Source organism: Flavobacterium sp. W1B (assembly GCF_047344965.1).
Classification (GTDB): Bacteria; Bacteroidota; Bacteroidia; order Flavobacteriales; family Flavobacteriaceae; genus Flavobacterium.
On record NZ_CP178845.1, the window covers coordinates 785,723 to 800,241 of the forward strand.

The 14,519-nt window shown below is 35.1% G+C and carries 16 protein-coding genes; 8 read left to right on the forward strand and 8 right to left on the reverse strand.

Annotation, left to right across the window (positions count from 1 at the left end; all coding sequences use genetic code 11):
- Window positions 1–89: 89 nt before the first annotated feature.
- The 5 genes from ACMDB5_RS03445 to gdhA (ACMDB5_RS03465) form a co-directional block, all read right to left on the reverse strand.
- Complete coding sequence (locus tag ACMDB5_RS03445; RefSeq protein ID WP_413999625.1) at window positions 90–296, reverse strand: helix-turn-helix transcriptional regulator; 207 nt, start codon at window positions 294–296, stop codon at window positions 90–92.
- Window positions 286–747: a hypothetical protein gene (locus tag ACMDB5_RS03450; protein WP_413999626.1), complete on the reverse strand. Its 462-nt coding sequence runs from the start codon at window positions 745–747 to the stop codon at window positions 286–288. The genes ACMDB5_RS03445 and ACMDB5_RS03450 overlap by 11 nt, the downstream gene beginning before the upstream one ends.
- A 109-nt stretch (window positions 748–856) precedes the next feature.
- Window positions 857–1,570: a DNA repair protein RecO gene (gene recO / locus ACMDB5_RS03455; RefSeq protein WP_413999627.1), complete on the reverse strand. Its 714-nt coding sequence runs from the start codon at window positions 1,568–1,570 to the stop codon at window positions 857–859.
- 157 nt (window positions 1,571–1,727) lie between these two features.
- The gene (gene gdhA, locus ACMDB5_RS03460) at window positions 1,728–3,071 is read right to left on the reverse strand and encodes an NADP-specific glutamate dehydrogenase (protein ID WP_413999628.1); all 1,344 of its coding nucleotides are present in this window, start codon (window positions 3,069–3,071) and stop codon (window positions 1,728–1,730) included.
- Window positions 3,072–3,476: 405 nt separating this feature from the next.
- On the reverse strand, window positions 3,477–4,820 hold the full coding sequence (gene gdhA, locus ACMDB5_RS03465; protein ID WP_413999629.1) for an NADP-specific glutamate dehydrogenase: 1,344 nt from the start codon (window positions 4,818–4,820) through the stop codon (window positions 3,477–3,479).
- 275 nt (window positions 4,821–5,095) lie between these two features.
- Between gdhA (ACMDB5_RS03465) and ACMDB5_RS03470 the strand changes: the two genes are divergently transcribed.
- A complete protein-coding gene (locus tag ACMDB5_RS03470) occupies window positions 5,096–5,899 on the forward strand; it encodes a THC0290_0291 family protein (protein ID WP_413999630.1) in 804 nt (267 codons plus the stop codon).
- Between the two features lie 61 nt (window positions 5,900–5,960).
- On the opposite strand, the gene ACMDB5_RS03475 is transcribed toward ACMDB5_RS03470, so the two are convergent.
- Together ACMDB5_RS03475 and ACMDB5_RS03480 are read right to left on the reverse strand one after the other, a co-directional pair.
- On the reverse strand, window positions 5,961–7,130 hold the full coding sequence (locus tag ACMDB5_RS03475) for a cystathionine gamma-synthase (protein WP_414000352.1): 1,170 nt from the start codon (window positions 7,128–7,130) through the stop codon (window positions 5,961–5,963).
- A 154-nt stretch (window positions 7,131–7,284) separates the two neighbouring features.
- Entirely contained in the window at window positions 7,285–7,740 is a 456-nt protein-coding gene (locus ACMDB5_RS03480; RefSeq protein WP_413999631.1) for a DinB family protein, read from the reverse strand.
- An 83-nt stretch (window positions 7,741–7,823) separates the two neighbouring features.
- Between ACMDB5_RS03480 and ACMDB5_RS03485 the strand changes: the two genes are divergently transcribed.
- From ACMDB5_RS03485 to nadD, 4 genes are all read left to right on the forward strand, one after another.
- On the forward strand, window positions 7,824–8,174 hold the full coding sequence (locus tag ACMDB5_RS03485; protein WP_413999632.1) for an arsenate reductase family protein: 351 nt from the start codon (window positions 7,824–7,826) through the stop codon (window positions 8,172–8,174).
- 86 nt (window positions 8,175–8,260) lie between these two features.
- Window positions 8,261–9,121 carry a YicC/YloC family endoribonuclease gene (locus ACMDB5_RS03490; protein WP_413999633.1) on the forward strand — a complete coding sequence of 287 codons (861 nt, stop codon included), beginning with the start codon at window positions 8,261–8,263 and terminating at the stop codon, window positions 9,119–9,121.
- Window positions 9,122–9,157: 36 nt separating this feature from the next.
- Entirely contained in the window at window positions 9,158–9,736 is a 579-nt protein-coding gene (gmk, locus tag ACMDB5_RS03495; protein ID WP_413999634.1) for a guanylate kinase, read from the forward strand.
- The gene (gene nadD / locus ACMDB5_RS03500; protein ID WP_413999635.1) at window positions 9,736–10,317 is read left to right on the forward strand and encodes a nicotinate (nicotinamide) nucleotide adenylyltransferase; all 582 of its coding nucleotides are present in this window, start codon (window positions 9,736–9,738) and stop codon (window positions 10,315–10,317) included. Before gmk ends, nadD begins: the two co-directional genes overlap by 1 nt.
- On the opposite strand, the gene ACMDB5_RS03505 is transcribed toward nadD, so the two are convergent.
- Window positions 10,318–11,214 carry a LysR family transcriptional regulator gene (locus ACMDB5_RS03505; protein ID WP_413999636.1) on the reverse strand — a complete coding sequence of 299 codons (897 nt, stop codon included), beginning with the start codon at window positions 11,212–11,214 and terminating at the stop codon, window positions 10,318–10,320. It lies immediately after the preceding gene.
- An 86-nt stretch (window positions 11,215–11,300) separates the two neighbouring features.
- On the opposite strand from ACMDB5_RS03505, the gene ACMDB5_RS03510 reads away from it, so the two are divergent.
- From ACMDB5_RS03510 to ACMDB5_RS03520, 3 genes are all read left to right on the forward strand, one after another.
- On the forward strand, window positions 11,301–12,065 hold the full coding sequence (locus ACMDB5_RS03510) for a type 1 glutamine amidotransferase domain-containing protein (RefSeq protein WP_413999637.1): 765 nt from the start codon (window positions 11,301–11,303) through the stop codon (window positions 12,063–12,065).
- 2 nt (window positions 12,066–12,067) lie between these two features.
- Window positions 12,068–13,225, forward strand: a complete 1,158-nt coding sequence (locus ACMDB5_RS03515) for an iron-containing alcohol dehydrogenase (RefSeq protein WP_413999638.1) — start codon at window positions 12,068–12,070, stop codon at window positions 13,223–13,225.
- A 295-nt stretch (window positions 13,226–13,520) separates the two neighbouring features.
- The gene (locus ACMDB5_RS03520; RefSeq protein ID WP_413999639.1) at window positions 13,521–14,516 is read left to right on the forward strand and encodes an NAD(P)H-dependent glycerol-3-phosphate dehydrogenase; all 996 of its coding nucleotides are present in this window, start codon (window positions 13,521–13,523) and stop codon (window positions 14,514–14,516) included.
- Window positions 14,517–14,519: the final 3 nt, after the last annotated feature.

Below are 14,519 nucleotides of genomic sequence, written 5' to 3' on the forward strand. Positions count from 1 at the left end.
TATTGCACACGAATTTCACAAATTTTCACTACGGTTTGTTACTAGAGACTCCAGAATCACAAGAATTTATTAAAAAGCCAAGGTATTAGCTATTGTTTTTCATCTCCTTCTAACTCGAAAAATTCATTAACTGATTTACCAAACAACTTTGACAATTTTAACGCTAAAACAGTAGATGGGACAAAGCGATTGGTTTCAATTGAATTTATTGTTTGTCGAGAAACACCTATTCTTTCCGCAAGCTCCTCTTGAGTTATGTTTAAAATGGCTCGCTCTACTTTTAGTCTATTCTTCATTATAGGCCTTTTTTAACTTCCTGAATGTTAGAATTTGCATCATAAGTAAAACTCCCAATATTGGAATATCCTTACTACCTTCCATTTTTGGCGCATGTGAGAAAATAAATACAATTACATAATTAACAAATGGCAACAGTAAATAAGCTAGTACAGTACCAATGACAGCGTAATGATACGATTGCATCCTAATTTTTGCAATTAACTCGTCCTCTACTTTTTCCTTAGAAATTGCTATGGTGAGCAAACTTAAAATAGCTATCGTCGAACCTATCCTCTGGAATAAATCTTGGTATTTATTATTTTCTAAATAGATAGAGATAACCGGAACTGAGATAAATGAAATAATAAACAATACTAAACCAATAATTTTAAATTTATTTGGCAGCTGATAGTTCGTGTATTTATCAATCTTTTCGATATCTTCTGGCACTTGTACTTTTGTTTTCATAAATTAATTAGTTAAAGTCTATTTTCCATAAAGAACAACAAACTAGATTAAAAGACAAATACACTTTACTTTTTGATGCAAAATTAAATTTGGGAAAAAATTTTAATCTCTAAGAAAAAACTTCTTTCAAAACGTCCAATGATTTTGGTTTTTTAAAACCATCCAAATGAAAACTATAATAATCAATTAGAATTTTCAAAATGATTTGCCTTTCAATAACATGAAAGATTTTTTGATCATTATCGAATTTTAAACCAATCAGTTTTTTAAACAAACTTGTTTCGTGCTCCGTCAACGAACTTATGGCATGAAAAGGAGTAAAAACACCTTCGGTCATCTCAAAAAAAGGCATATCCATATCGGAAATATCGGGATAAAAGCCAAGGTATTTTGTAATTTCAAGCAGTAAAATCAAATGAAAATTAGCCATTTCATCATGATTATCCAACCAATGTAAGGCGGTTTCCAGAAAAGTAAAAAGAGGCTCGTTTTTTTCCTCTTCGTGAATGGAATGATGCAAAACCTCAGAAAGAAACATCACGATAGTACTCTTATAAATATTGGAATGTATCGAATGAAACGGAGTCGCTATCTTTATTTCTTTGAAGTTTTCTAATGTGCCTTTATTTTTATGAACCGCCTCGATATCCAATAGTGTCAACGGCTGGAAATAAGCTATTTTTTGATTGGATTTTCTGCCGGAAAAAGCATCCCGAACAAAGTACGATTTCAATCCATGCGAGAGCGTGAAACACTTTACAATCAAGCTTTTTTCTTGAAATTTCAAAGACGAAATGACGATTGCCTTGGTTTTTACCTGCATTTTTTAACTTTTTTTGGAAATAAAACAGTTTTATTCGCCTGCAAATATACTACAAACCAAAACACTTGGCTTTTGATTCATTCCTCAAAAAAAACCTTCTATCTTCCCGAACATTCAGAAAAATAGAAGGCATTTAAAAAATATTTTAAAAAAGAGATTATACCACTCCTTGAGCCAGCATGGCATCGGCCACTTTTACAAAACCTGCAATATTTGCTCCTTTCACATAATCAACATGTCCGGTTTCGTCAGTTCCATATTTCACACAAGAAGAGTGAATATCAGCCATAATTTCTTTTAATCTTTCATCTACTTTTTTAGAAGACCATTTCAGTCTTAATGAATTTTGAGACATCTCAAGACCTGAAGTTGTAACTCCACCAGCATTTGAAGCTTTACCTGGAGCGTACAATATTTTTGCATCCTGAAAAACAACAACCGCCTCTGGGGTAGATGGCATATTTGCACCTTCGGCAACACAAATACATCCGTTAGCCACCAGCGTTTTAGCATCCTCATCATCCAACTCGTTTTGAGTTGCACAAGGCAAGGCAACATCACATTTTATCCCCCAAGGACGAGCTCCGACAACATATTTGGCATTTGGATACTTGGTTACATAATCCTTAATCGTGCCTCTTAATTCATTTTTCAGTTCCATCACATGAGCCAATTTTTCTGCATCAAATCCGTCAGCATCATAAACATATCCTAAAGAATCTGAAAGAGCAACCACTTTTCCTCCTAATTCATTCACTTTTTCGGTTGCATATTGCGCTACGTTTCCTGAACCAGAAATCACCACAGTTTTACCGTTAAAATCATCTCCTTTTGTAGCTAACATACTTTGTGCAAAATACACCGTACCATATCCTGTAGATTCGGGTCTTATCAACGAACCTCCAAAAGAAATTCCCTTTCCGGTTAAAACTCCTGTAAATTCGTTTTTAATCTTTTTATACTGCCCAAACATATAACCTACTTCTCTTGCTCCAACACCAATATCACCCGCAGGAACGTCAGTATCAGCACCAATGTGTCTGCATAATTCATTCATGAAACTTTGACAAAAACGCATCACTTCAATATCCGATTTTCCTTTTGGATCAAAATTAGAACCTCCTTTTCCACCGCCCATTGGCAAAGTGGTCAAACTATTTTTGAAGGTTTGTTCAAAAGCCAAAAATTTCAAGATGCTCAAATTTACAGAAGGATGAAAACGAATTCCTCCTTTGTAAGGACCAATTGCCGAATTCATCTGAATACGATATCCTCTATTTACCTGTGTTTTCCCACGATCATCAATCCAAGGCACACGAAAAATAACAATTCGTTCTGCCTCGACCATCCGCTCCAAAAGCATTTTATTTTGATATTTTTTATTTTTTTCAATAAAAGGAATAACAGCTTCAGCAACCTCTATAACAGCTTGCATGAATTCCGGCTCATTTGGGTTGTTTTTGGCAACCTCTCCGATAAAAGTAGAAATGCTTTGTGACATGATAATTAGATTATAAACGTTAGAGAAAACGTCATTGTTTAGGTTCACAAAGATAGGTCACAATCAAAATACTGGGAATTTATTTTTGCTTTTACCGGAAGAATTCCCTATTCATTAAATAAGGACTATCAATTTTATTTTATACAAAAATTCGAATAGGGAATATTATTAATTTCATAATAAAACCAAAATAACCGCCACTTTAATTTCAACAAAAAGCAGCAAATTCTTGTCTAATTTTCCCAAAATAGCACTTCTACTTAGCAATAATTCAATCCTCTTCGTCGCGATAGCTCCTCTTTACTTACATGCAGAATGATTTTAAAACCGTATTTTCATTAAATAAAAAACCTTCTGTCAAAACTACGACAGAAGGTTTTTGTTTAAAATATTTACAAAGTTGGTTTACACCACTCCTTGGGCAAGCATTGCATCTGCAACTTTCACAAAACCGGCAATGTTAGCTCCTTTTACATAATTTACGTAACCATCGTCATCAGTACCGTATTTCTTACACTGATTGTGTATGCCTGTCATGATTTCCTTCAATCTCGAGTCTACTTCTTCACTTGTCCAGTTTAGACGGATAGAGTTTTGGGTCATCTCTAATCCTGAAGCCGCAACACCTCCTGCATTGGCTGCTTTACCTGGTGCAAATAGAACTTTAGCATTTAAGAATTCTTTAATAGCTCCTAATGTACTTGGCATATTGGCCGCTTCGGTTACACAAATCACTCCGTTAGCAATCAATTTTTTCGCATCCTCTTCATTCAACTCATTTTGAGTTGCACAAGGAATTGCAACATCAACCTTAACTTCCCAAACGCTTCTTCCTTTATGGAAAACCGCATTTGGATATTTCTCTAAATAAGACTCTACTCTGTTATCTCCTCTAGCTCTCATTTCAAGCATAAATTCAATCTTATCTCCCGAGATACCTTCTTCGTCATAAATATAACCATCAGGCCCAGAAATAGTAACTAATTTTCCGCCAAGATCGTTCACTTTTAAAGCGACTCCCCAAGCCACATTTCCAAATCCTGAAATAGCTACTCTTTTACCTTTGATGGTGTGACCAATAGTCTGCAACATTTGTTCGGTAAAATAAACCACTCCATAACCTGTAGCTTCCGGACGAATCAAAGAACCTCCGTATGCCAATCCTTTACCGGTTAAAACTCCGGTAAACTCGTTTCTTATTCTCTTATATTGACCAAATAAATACCCAATTTCTCTAGCACCAACACCAATATCCCCAGCAGGAACGTCTAATTGTGGACCGATATGTCTGCATAATTCCGTCATGAATGACTGGCAAAAACGCATCACTTCGCCATCTGATTTTCCTTGTGGATCAAAATCAGATCCTCCTTTTCCTCCGCCCATTGGCAAAGTCGTCAAGCTGTTTTTAAATACTTGCTCAAAAGCTAAAAATTTCAATACCGATAAATTTACGGTATGATGAAAACGAATTCCTCCCTTGTAAGGTCCGATGGCAGAATTCATCTGAATTCTAAATCCTCTATTTACCTGAATTTCACCTTTATCATCAACCCAAGGAACACGAAATATAATAGAACGTTCCGGCTCAGACATTCTTAAAAGCAGGTTTTTTCCATCATATTTTTTCTGTGTTGCAATAAATGGAATCACCGTTTCGGCAAATTCTCTAACTGCTTGAATAAATTCTGGTTCGTTTGGATTTTTGGCTTCAACCTGAGCCATAAAATCATTTATTTTTAGTAACATATATAAATAACAAATTAATTAAGAAAACGTTTTCGTTAGCCAATACAAATATACGTTTTATAAGAATATTCGAAATACATATGTTTTATTTTCTCAATAGAATTATCTTTTCATTAAGTAATCACAAGGAAATCCTCTATAAAACTAGCTTTTTCACAGAAATTACTACAGTTTTCACAAATAAAATAGAATTTGACTTATTATTTTTTATTTTAATTCCAATAAGGGATTGATGTTTTCCTTATATTTGTTTGTACTTGAAATTTTAACTGAAAATGCTAAAATACATCACCCTCACTCTATTTGTTTTTTTGGGTTTTTCAAATAAAACAAATGCGCAATTTGGTTTTTCGCATGAAGTAGGGATTATTGTTGGTCCTGTAGCCTTTCAATCTGATTACGGAGAACGTTATAATCTAGATACCAATGCAGGAAATACTGGTATAGGGATTGGTATTATTCATTATATCAATTTTTCATACAAAGCAGAATGCAACTGCTATGCCCCCGAAACCTATTTTAACGATCATTTTAAACTGAGAAGTGAGTTGTCCTACAATAAAACAAATTTGGAACATTTTGGAGAATGGGTAGCGCCAGACAAAACCTCACTGGGAGCCGATCAATTAAGAGCCATGAGAGGAAGCACCGCAGTTACTAATATAGGTATGCAGTTAGAATATTTCCCCCTAAGCATTAGAGATTTTACAGCTAGAATAGGAAGCTTAGGCCCATTCATAAGCCTTGGCGGCCAATTCAGTCAATACGATGCCAAAGCATCTTCAACAATGGGTCCGCTAGGAACTCCTTTAACCACATTTCCAAAATACCTAACCCCAACTGATGATCGCCCTTACGGTTTTTCAACAGAGACCGGCACAGTTTGGTCAGTCATTTCAAGTGTAGGAACCCGTTACAAACTAACACCTTTACAAGATTTAATGGTTGATTTGAGATTTCAATATTATTTTTCAAATTGGGTAGATGGCTTAAACCCAAATCCAGCCATTTACAAAGAGAACAAGGCCAACGATTGGTTAGTTTGGTTCAATGTGGGTTATATTTATTATCTGCAATAGAAAAACAAAATCCCAATCCTAAAAAAATTAGAATTGGGATTTTTTATAAAATTGGGCTGAATTATGCCAATGCCTGTTTTAAATCTTCAATTAAATCTTCGGCATCTTCTATACCTACACTCAATCGAACCAAATCATCGGTAATTCCTATTTCTTTTCTTTTGTCTTCCGGAATCGAGGCATGTGTCATTAGTGCCGGATGATTGGCCAATGACTCAACTCCGCCAAGAGATTCCGCCAAAGTAAATACCTTTAGCTTTTCAAGAAAATCAATCGAATCTTCTTTTTTACCCGATACAAATGTGAAAGAAACCATTCCCCCAAAATCACTCATCTGCTTCTTTGCAATTTCATGAAACGGATGACTTTCTAAACCTGGGTAATAAACGGTTTTAATTTTAGGGTGACTGTTTAAAAATTCAACCACTTTTACACCATTTTCACAATGTCTTTGCATTCTTAGATGCAATGTTTTTATTCCTCTAAGGACTAAAAAGCTATCCATTGGTCCAAGGGTAGCACCCGTAGCAAATTGTTGAAAATGCAATTGCTCTCCTAATGCTTCGTCTTTTACAATTAAAGCTCCTGCAATAACATCAGAATGTCCCGAAAGATATTTTGTTGCCGAATGCATAACTACATCTGCTCCTAAATCTAAGGGATTCTGCAAATAAGGTGTCGCAAAAGTGTTATCAACCGCAAAAAGGATGTTGTTCGCTTTAGTAATCTTGGCAATTTCTTGAATATCTGCCAATTTCATCAAAGGATTCGTTGGCGTTTCCACCCAAACCAACTTAGTGTTCTTGTTGATTAATGACTGGAATTTCCCCATATCATTCATATCTACAAAATGAAATTTAATCCCAGAATCCTTATATATTTTAGTAAACATTCTATAAGTTCCTCCATACAAATCATCCATAGCAATTATTTCATCACCGGCTTTGAAAGAACGCAACAAACAATCTGTTGCCGCCAATCCGGATGAAAAAGCCAATCCCCTTACCCCATTTTCAATACTTGCCAATGCATTTTCTAGCGCAGATCTGGTAGGATTTGCCGCCCTGCTGTATTCATAATCCGGATTTATGGGCTGTCCAGGACTTTTTTGCACAAATGTTGACGTTTGATAAACCGGAGGCATTACGGCTCCCGTGCTTGGATCGTGATGCTGCCCTCCGTGAATTGTTTTAGTATTAAATTTCATAGCTGAATATTTTTTATTTTTTATTGCTCATCTGGAACTTGCATAGCTGTTCTTCGTACTTCCATCGAATTTTCGTTATGCAGATTCCAGATCTCTTAATTTTTGATTGCGAATATCTTTCACAAAATTACCCTTTAATTTATTCTAAACAAACCATTGGCTCCTTCCTTACTTGAAATTATACAAACTTCTTTATGCCCATCATAATCCCTGTATGAATTGCCTCATGGTAAATATTAAACGAAATAGCGTCTTCTGCATTTTTTATAGCAAAACCTGTCATAGTTGTAAATTCCTGGAAATTTTTGAAAATTTTATTATCCAAATCCATTTTGGTTTGATCGATTGTCTCAAAAAGAAATTTCTTTATCTCATCAACATCTGCCTGGGTTGCGTCCTGAACTGGTGCGCTTCCTTTCTTATATTTATTGACCATTTCATCCGAAATCATCATAGGTAAACCTGATAATTTATAAACCAGCATTTGCTGCACTACAACGATGTGACCGATATTCCAAATCAAATTATTATTATAGCCTTCGGGAATTTTATTTAATTGCTCTAACGTATATCCATGCAAAAATCGGGACAATGTTTCCCTGCTCGTTGCGGTAATCTGAAATGTTTGATTCATATCCTATGATTTTATTTTTTTATAAAATTAATCATTTTCACTGTTAAATGAATTTTCTTTGCATAAAGAAAATTCAAAGCATTATGAACAAAATATATTATATCGCTTCTTGTGATACTTGCCGAAAAATCATAAAATCTTTACCAAAAGGGAATAACCTCGTTTTTCGCGACATCAAACAAAACCCACTTACGATTGAGGAACTAGAGGAAATGCACCAAATTTCAGGAAGTTATGAAGTCTTATTTAGCAAAAAAGCCCAGCTTTACAAATCGATGAATCTAAAAGACAAGTCATTAACCGAAGAGGACTACAAAAACTATATACTAGAACATTATACTTTTTTAAGCCGACCTGTTTTTGTCATTGAAAACAAGGTTTATATTGGCGGCAGCCAACAAAGCATGCTTCAGGTAATGAAAGCATTGGAATAGTTTTCAGGCTGTAGTCTTGGGTCTGTAGACCGAAAACTGGACACTGAACACTTTTTTCTTATCTTTGACCACTTTTAGAAAATAATATGATACAATCGATGACGGGTTTTGGTAAAGCTACTTTACAATTACCAACCAAAAAAATAACAGTAGAAGTAAAATCCTTAAACAGTAAAGGTTTGGATTTGAATGTGAGAATGCCTTCCCTTTACCGCGAAATGGAATTAGGTTTGAGAACCCAGATTGCATCTACACTAGAAAGAGGAAAAGTTGATTTTTCTATTTTTATCGAAAGTACCGCCGAACAAACTTCCACGAAAGTGAATGTGCCAATTGTAAAAGGATACATCGAGCAATTACGTGCCGTTTATGCTGATGCCGATGAAACAGAACTAATGAAAATGGCGATTCGCATGCCCGATACGATGAAAATTGAGCGTGATGAAATTGACGAAAATGATTGGGCAGAAATCAAAAAAGTAATCGAAGAGAGCTTGAATAATATCCTTAATTTCAGAAGAGATGAAGGAATGTCACTCGAAAAAGAATTTCAATTGCGAATAGGAAATATTCGTCAATACATGACTGATGCTTTAGCACTTGATCCTGAACGCGTTCAAGCTATAAAAGACCGTTTACAAACTGCTATTGATGAATTAAAAGTAAACGTTGACGAGAATCGTTTTGAACAAGAATTGATCTATTATTTAGAGAAATTAGATATTACCGAAGAAAAAGTACGTTTGACCAATCACTTGGATTATTTCTTGGAAACCATCAAAGGAACCGAAGCCAACGGTAGAAAATTAGGTTTTATTACCCAAGAAATGGGGCGCGAAATCAATACGATGGGATCTAAATCCAATCATGCGCAAATGCAGAAATTGGTCGTTCAGATGAAAGACGAATTGGAAAAAATCAAAGAACAAGTTTTAAACGTATTATAGCCTCCTAACCCCAAAGGGGAATAAAAAACAACAATAATGAGCAGCACAGGCGGAAAATTAATCGTATTCTCGGCACCTTCGGGATCCGGAAAAACGACCATAGTTAGGCATTTATTAAGCAAGGAAGATTTAAATTTAGAATTCTCAATCTCAGCAGCTTCTCGCGAGCCAAGAGGAGAAGAAGTGAACGGGAAAGATTACTACTTCATCTCGACCGAAGAATTCAAAAAGCACATCAAAAATGACGATTTCTTGGAATGGGAAGAAGTATACCGAGATAATTTTTACGGAACGCTAAAAAGCGAAGTAGAACGAATCTGGGCCAAAGGAAAAAACGTGATTTTTGATATTGATGTCGCAGGAGGATTGCGAATTAAACACAAATTTCCTGAACAAACTCTAGCTGTTTTCGTAAAGCCGCCAAGTGTAGATGAGCTAAAAAGAAGACTTAAAGAACGCTCGACCGAAAGCGAGGATAAAATCAATATGCGCATTGCAAAAGCATCAGTTGAACTGGCAACAGCGCCACAATTTGATACCATTATAAAAAATTACGATTTAGAAATCGCTTTAGAAGAAGCCTATCAATTGGTTAAAAACTTTGTAAAAGAATAATGAAAATCGGATTGTATTTCGGAACGTTTAACCCCATTCATGTCGGACATTTAATCATTGCCAATCACATGGCTGAAAATGCCGATTTAGAACAAGTGTGGCTTGTCGTTACGCCCCATAATCCGCTAAAAAAGAAAGATACTTTGCTCGATGATTATCATCGCCTAGAAATGGTGCATCTGGCAACCGAGGATTTCCCGAAATTGAAACCCTCTGATATCGAATTCAAATTATCGCAGCCTAATTATACGGTAAACACCTTGGTTCATCTGGAAGAGAAATTCCCTAATCACGACTTTTCTTTGATTATGGGAGAAGACAATTTAAAGTCTTTACACAAGTGGAAAAACCATGAAATTATTCTGCAAAATCATGAAATCTATGTCTATCCTCGGATTTCTTCCGAGGCAGAAAACCTTGACTTAAAAAACCATCCCAAAGTTCATTTGATTGATGCACCAATAGTCGAAATTTCCTCAACATTTATTCGAAAAAGCATCAAAGAAGGAAAAAATATCCAACCACTATTGCCTACAAAAGTCTGGGAATATATTGATCATAATAATTTCTATAAAAAATAATTAGGCCAGCAGTTTTTTCAATTCTTCTTCCATTTCCTGGAAGGCGTTATTAAAATTATCGTTTTTACCCGATAACAAGAACACCTCCGTACTAGGCATTTGTTTGCTGTTCCATACTAATTGCAATTTTTTATTTTCAATAAAAAACTTGGCATTCACATCCCAAACCACTGCAATTCCAGTATTTTTAGAAACTATATCCAACATCTCATATTCACTTGGAATAATATAATTAGGAACCATCGAAGGTCTCTTTTTATTAAAAGCATGGAGCCAAAACAACTTCACATGTGGAATTCCGGAATCATGGCTATACCATTTTTGTTCGTTTAACCATTGTTCCGCTTCCAGGAAATCTTTGGATTTTACTTTTGCTTTAAATCCAGAAACATCAATATTCATTGAACCCACAATGATTTGTTTCATCTCACCTAACTTTTTCTGAATCGTATCAAAGGTGTCGTACTTCTTGGTAACAACTGCAAAATCCAACTTTTTTGTGTTTACCAAGTCAAATAGCGTTTCATCTTCATAAAAGCTAAAATCGATAAAATCAAATTTCGAAATCAAAGAACTACCGATGCTGCTAAACAAATGCTTTGAAATTCCCACAGAAATCAAACGGTTGGCATTAAATGCCTTCATTCCAAAACCATTCTCTACATTTTCCAATCTATTCAAAGCCTCTATAATCAAGTTATTAAGTAACTTAGCATATTCTGTTGGCTCAACTCCTTTAGATTTTCTATTAAAAAGAGTATAACCTACATGCGCCTCTAACATCGCTATTTGTTGGCTAACAGCCGGTTGACTGATAAATAATTCTTTAGCAGCCAAAGAAAAATTACCGTTTTTATACACGGATTTAAACGTTCTGTACCATTCTAAGTTAACCATGATATAAATATATTTATCACAAACATAATTTAAATTATTTTTACTAATAACATGTATACCTTAAATTTGTATAAATAAATTCAACAATGAAAAAAATCGCATTAATCGCAACTATCATTTTAACAGCGAATAGCATCGTAGCTACTGCACAAAATAAAAAAGACATGAAAAAAGTACTATTTGTTCTTACCAGTCATGATAAACTGGGAGATACCGGAGAAAAAACAGGTTATTGGACTGAAGAATTTGCTGCGCCTTATTATGAATTAGCAGATAAAGGAGTTCAAATTGATATTGCCACACCATTGGGTGGACAACCTCCAATTGATCCAAAAAGTGAAGACCCAGCATCAGCGACAGAAGACACTAAAAGATTAGACAAAGATAATGCTTTATTGGCAAAATTAAAAAATACTATAAAATTAGCTGACGTTAAAGAGTCCAATTATGATGCTATTTTTTATCCAGGAGGTCATGGTCCTTTGTGGGATTTAGCTACTGATAAAAATTCCGCTGCCTTAATCGAAAAATTCTACACCAGCAAAAAGCCGTTAGCCTTTGTTTGTCATTCTCCAGCGGTATTAAAAAACGTAAAAGTCAATGGAGACTATTTAGTTAAAGGAAAAAAACTAACAGGTTTTTCTAATACTGAAGAAGCAGCAGTAGGATTAACGAAAGTCGTTCCGTTTTTATTAGAAGATGCTTTACAGGCAAATGGAGCTCATTATTCAAAAGGAGCCGACTGGAATCCTTATGCGGTAGTAGACGGTTTGCTGATAACAGGTCAAAATCCTGCTTCTTCTAAACTAGTGGCCGAAAAATTATTACAACAATTAAACGCAAAAAAATAAAGATGTTAAACTTTGAATTATACAACCCTACAAATCTTGTATTCGGTAAGGGACAAATAGAAAAATTAGGATCATTAGTACCAAAAGGAGCTAAAATATTATTGGCTTATGGTGGCGGAAGTATCTTTAAAAACGGAATTCATCAGCAGGTTATCGATAATCTTAAAGGCTTTGAGATTGTTGAATTTGGCGGAATAGAACCCAATCCTCATTTTGAAACTTTGATGAAAGCGGTTGCAATTATTAAAGAACAAAAAATAGACTTTATTCTAGCTGTTGGTGGTGGCTCGGTGATTGATGGTGTGAAATTTATTTCGGCAGCCGTTGATTTTGACGGGAACCCAATAGACATCCTTCAAAAACGTTTGTTGATAAAAGAAAATGCAGTGCCTTTTGGAACGGTTCTAACTCTGCCGGCTACGGGAAGCGAAATGAATTCTGGCGCGGTGGTAACTATTGAAGCTACCCAAGAAAAACTAGCTTTTGGAGGTTCGGCTTTGTTCCCGAAATTCTCTATTTGCGATCCAACTGTAATTGTATCCCTACCAAAAAGACAGCTTCAAAATGGTGTCGTAGATGCCTACACCCACGTGATGGAGCAATATTTAACCTATCCTCATGATGGTTATTTACAAGACCGAATTGCAGAAGGAATTCTACAAACTTTAATCGAAGTAGGTCCTAAAGTAGTCGAAAACCCAGGAGATTATGCTTTGGCATCTAATTTTATGTGGAGTTGTACCATGGCATTAAACGGTTTAATCCAAAAAGGAGTTCCTAGTGATTGGGCAACCCACATGATTGGCCATGAATTAACCGCTTTATACGGAATTGACCACGCGCGTACTTTAGCAATTATCGCTCCTAGTTTGTACAAAGTGATGTTAGAAACCAAAAAACAAAAATTGGCACAATACGGAAAACGTATTTTCAATTTGGAAGGAACAGAAGAAGAAATTGCGACGAAAGCTATTGAAAAAACAGTTGAGTTCTTCCATACTATGGGGATGAACACCAAACTATCTGATTATACCCAAGACTACGACAAGGCCGCTGATTTTATTGTAAAACGTTTTGATCAAAGAGGCTGGAAAGGCTTAGGAGAAAAACAAAACATCACTTTAGAAAAAGTAAAATCTATCGTGGAGATGAGTTACTAATTCACAAAAAAAGAAGAAATCTATATAAAACAAAAAGGCGTTCGTGAATTTATTCATAGACGCCTTTTCAGAACACCAAAACAAAACTAACTAATTCAATTCTCATATCTAACTAACAAATTAACGTACAGACTTTTATAACGCTACAAAAACATTAATATTGTATATAATTATAAAAAAAAGTATCAAAATTTAACTTTGTGTATTTTTCCACTCTTAAATATCGAGACTCCATCATTATTTTCTTGCCTCATTAGTACATTTTTAAGTACTTTTGATTAAATTTAATACTAAAATGACCGAAAATCTAAAATTTGCAGTAATTGGAGGCGGGAGTTGGGCAACGGCAATCACGAAAATGTTATGCGTAAACCTTTCCGAAGTTTCTTGGTATATGCGTAATGAAGCTGCAATAGAGCACATAAAAACTCACAAACACAATCCCAATTATCTAAGTTCAGTAGAATTTGACACCCAAAAGTTAAAACTCACTAGCGACATTAATGAAGCGGTTGCTTATGCTGATTACATTATTTTTGCTATCCCATCGGCTTTTTTAAATGGAGAACTAGAAAAATTGACTGTTTCATTGAAAGATAAAATCATTTTTTCAGCAATTAAAGGTATCGTTCCAGAAACCAGTTTGATTGTTGGAGAACATTTTCACTTTCAATATGATATTCCCTACTATAATATTGGTGTAATAACTGGTCCATGCCATGCCGAAGAGGTGGCCTTGGAGCGTCTGTCTTATCTAACCATTGCTTGTGGTGATGCCGAAAAGGCTAAAACTGTAGCAAAAAATTTATCAGGAAATTTTATCAAAACAAAAATTACCGATGATATTATAGGAACTGAATATGCCGCCATGCTCAAAAACATTTATGCTATTGCTGCAGGAATTGCCCACGGATTGGGTTATGGTGATAATTTTCAGGCGGTTTTGATGAGCAACGGGATTCGTGAAATGAAAAAATTCATCAAGAAAGTACACAAAATGAAACGAAACATAAATGATTCGGCTTATCTGGGTGATTTATTGGTAACGGGTTATTCTCTATTTTCAAGAAACAGAACTTTCGGAAATATGATTGGTAAAGGCTACACCGTACAAAGTGCTATGATGGAAATGAGCATGGTTTCAGAAGGATATTATGCTACAAATAGCGCTTACAAACTCAATCAGGGTTATGGTGCAAAAACGCCAATTATAGATGCCGTTTATGAAATTCTTTACAAAGGAAAAGAGGCTAAGACTATTTTTAAAGAACTAACGAATAAACTGGATTAAATC

Coding starts and splice junctions, on each gene's coding strand:
- ACMDB5_RS03470 (WP_413999630.1), top strand. CDS start 5,096: ATGCTAAAATACATCACCCTCACTCTATTTGTTTTTTTGGGTTTTTCA.
- ACMDB5_RS03445 (WP_413999625.1), bottom strand. CDS start 296: ATGAAGAATAGACTAAAAGTAGAGCGAGCCATTTTAAACATAACTCAA.
- gdhA (WP_413999629.1), bottom strand. CDS start 4,820: ATGTTACTAAAAATAAATGATTTTATGGCTCAGGTTGAAGCCAAAAAT.
- gdhA (WP_413999628.1), bottom strand. CDS start 3,071: ATGTCACAAAGCATTTCTACTTTTATCGGAGAGGTTGCCAAAAACAAC.
- ACMDB5_RS03505 (WP_413999636.1), bottom strand. CDS start 11,214: ATGGTTAACTTAGAATGGTACAGAACGTTTAAATCCGTGTATAAAAAC.
- ACMDB5_RS03450 (WP_413999626.1), bottom strand. CDS start 747: ATGAAAACAAAAGTACAAGTGCCAGAAGATATCGAAAAGATTGATAAA.
- nadD (WP_413999635.1), top strand. CDS start 9,736: ATGAAAATCGGATTGTATTTCGGAACGTTTAACCCCATTCATGTCGGA.
- ACMDB5_RS03510 (WP_413999637.1), top strand. CDS start 11,301: ATGAAAAAAATCGCATTAATCGCAACTATCATTTTAACAGCGAATAGC.
- ACMDB5_RS03515 (WP_413999638.1), top strand. CDS start 12,068: ATGTTAAACTTTGAATTATACAACCCTACAAATCTTGTATTCGGTAAG.
- recO (WP_413999627.1), bottom strand. CDS start 1,570: ATGCAGGTAAAAACCAAGGCAATCGTCATTTCGTCTTTGAAATTTCAA.
- ACMDB5_RS03520 (WP_413999639.1), top strand. CDS start 13,521: ATGACCGAAAATCTAAAATTTGCAGTAATTGGAGGCGGGAGTTGGGCA.
- ACMDB5_RS03485 (WP_413999632.1), top strand. CDS start 7,824: ATGAACAAAATATATTATATCGCTTCTTGTGATACTTGCCGAAAAATC.
- gmk (WP_413999634.1), top strand. CDS start 9,158: ATGAGCAGCACAGGCGGAAAATTAATCGTATTCTCGGCACCTTCGGGA.
- ACMDB5_RS03490 (WP_413999633.1), top strand. CDS start 8,261: ATGATACAATCGATGACGGGTTTTGGTAAAGCTACTTTACAATTACCA.
- ACMDB5_RS03480 (WP_413999631.1), bottom strand. CDS start 7,740: ATGAATCAAACATTTCAGATTACCGCAACGAGCAGGGAAACATTGTCC.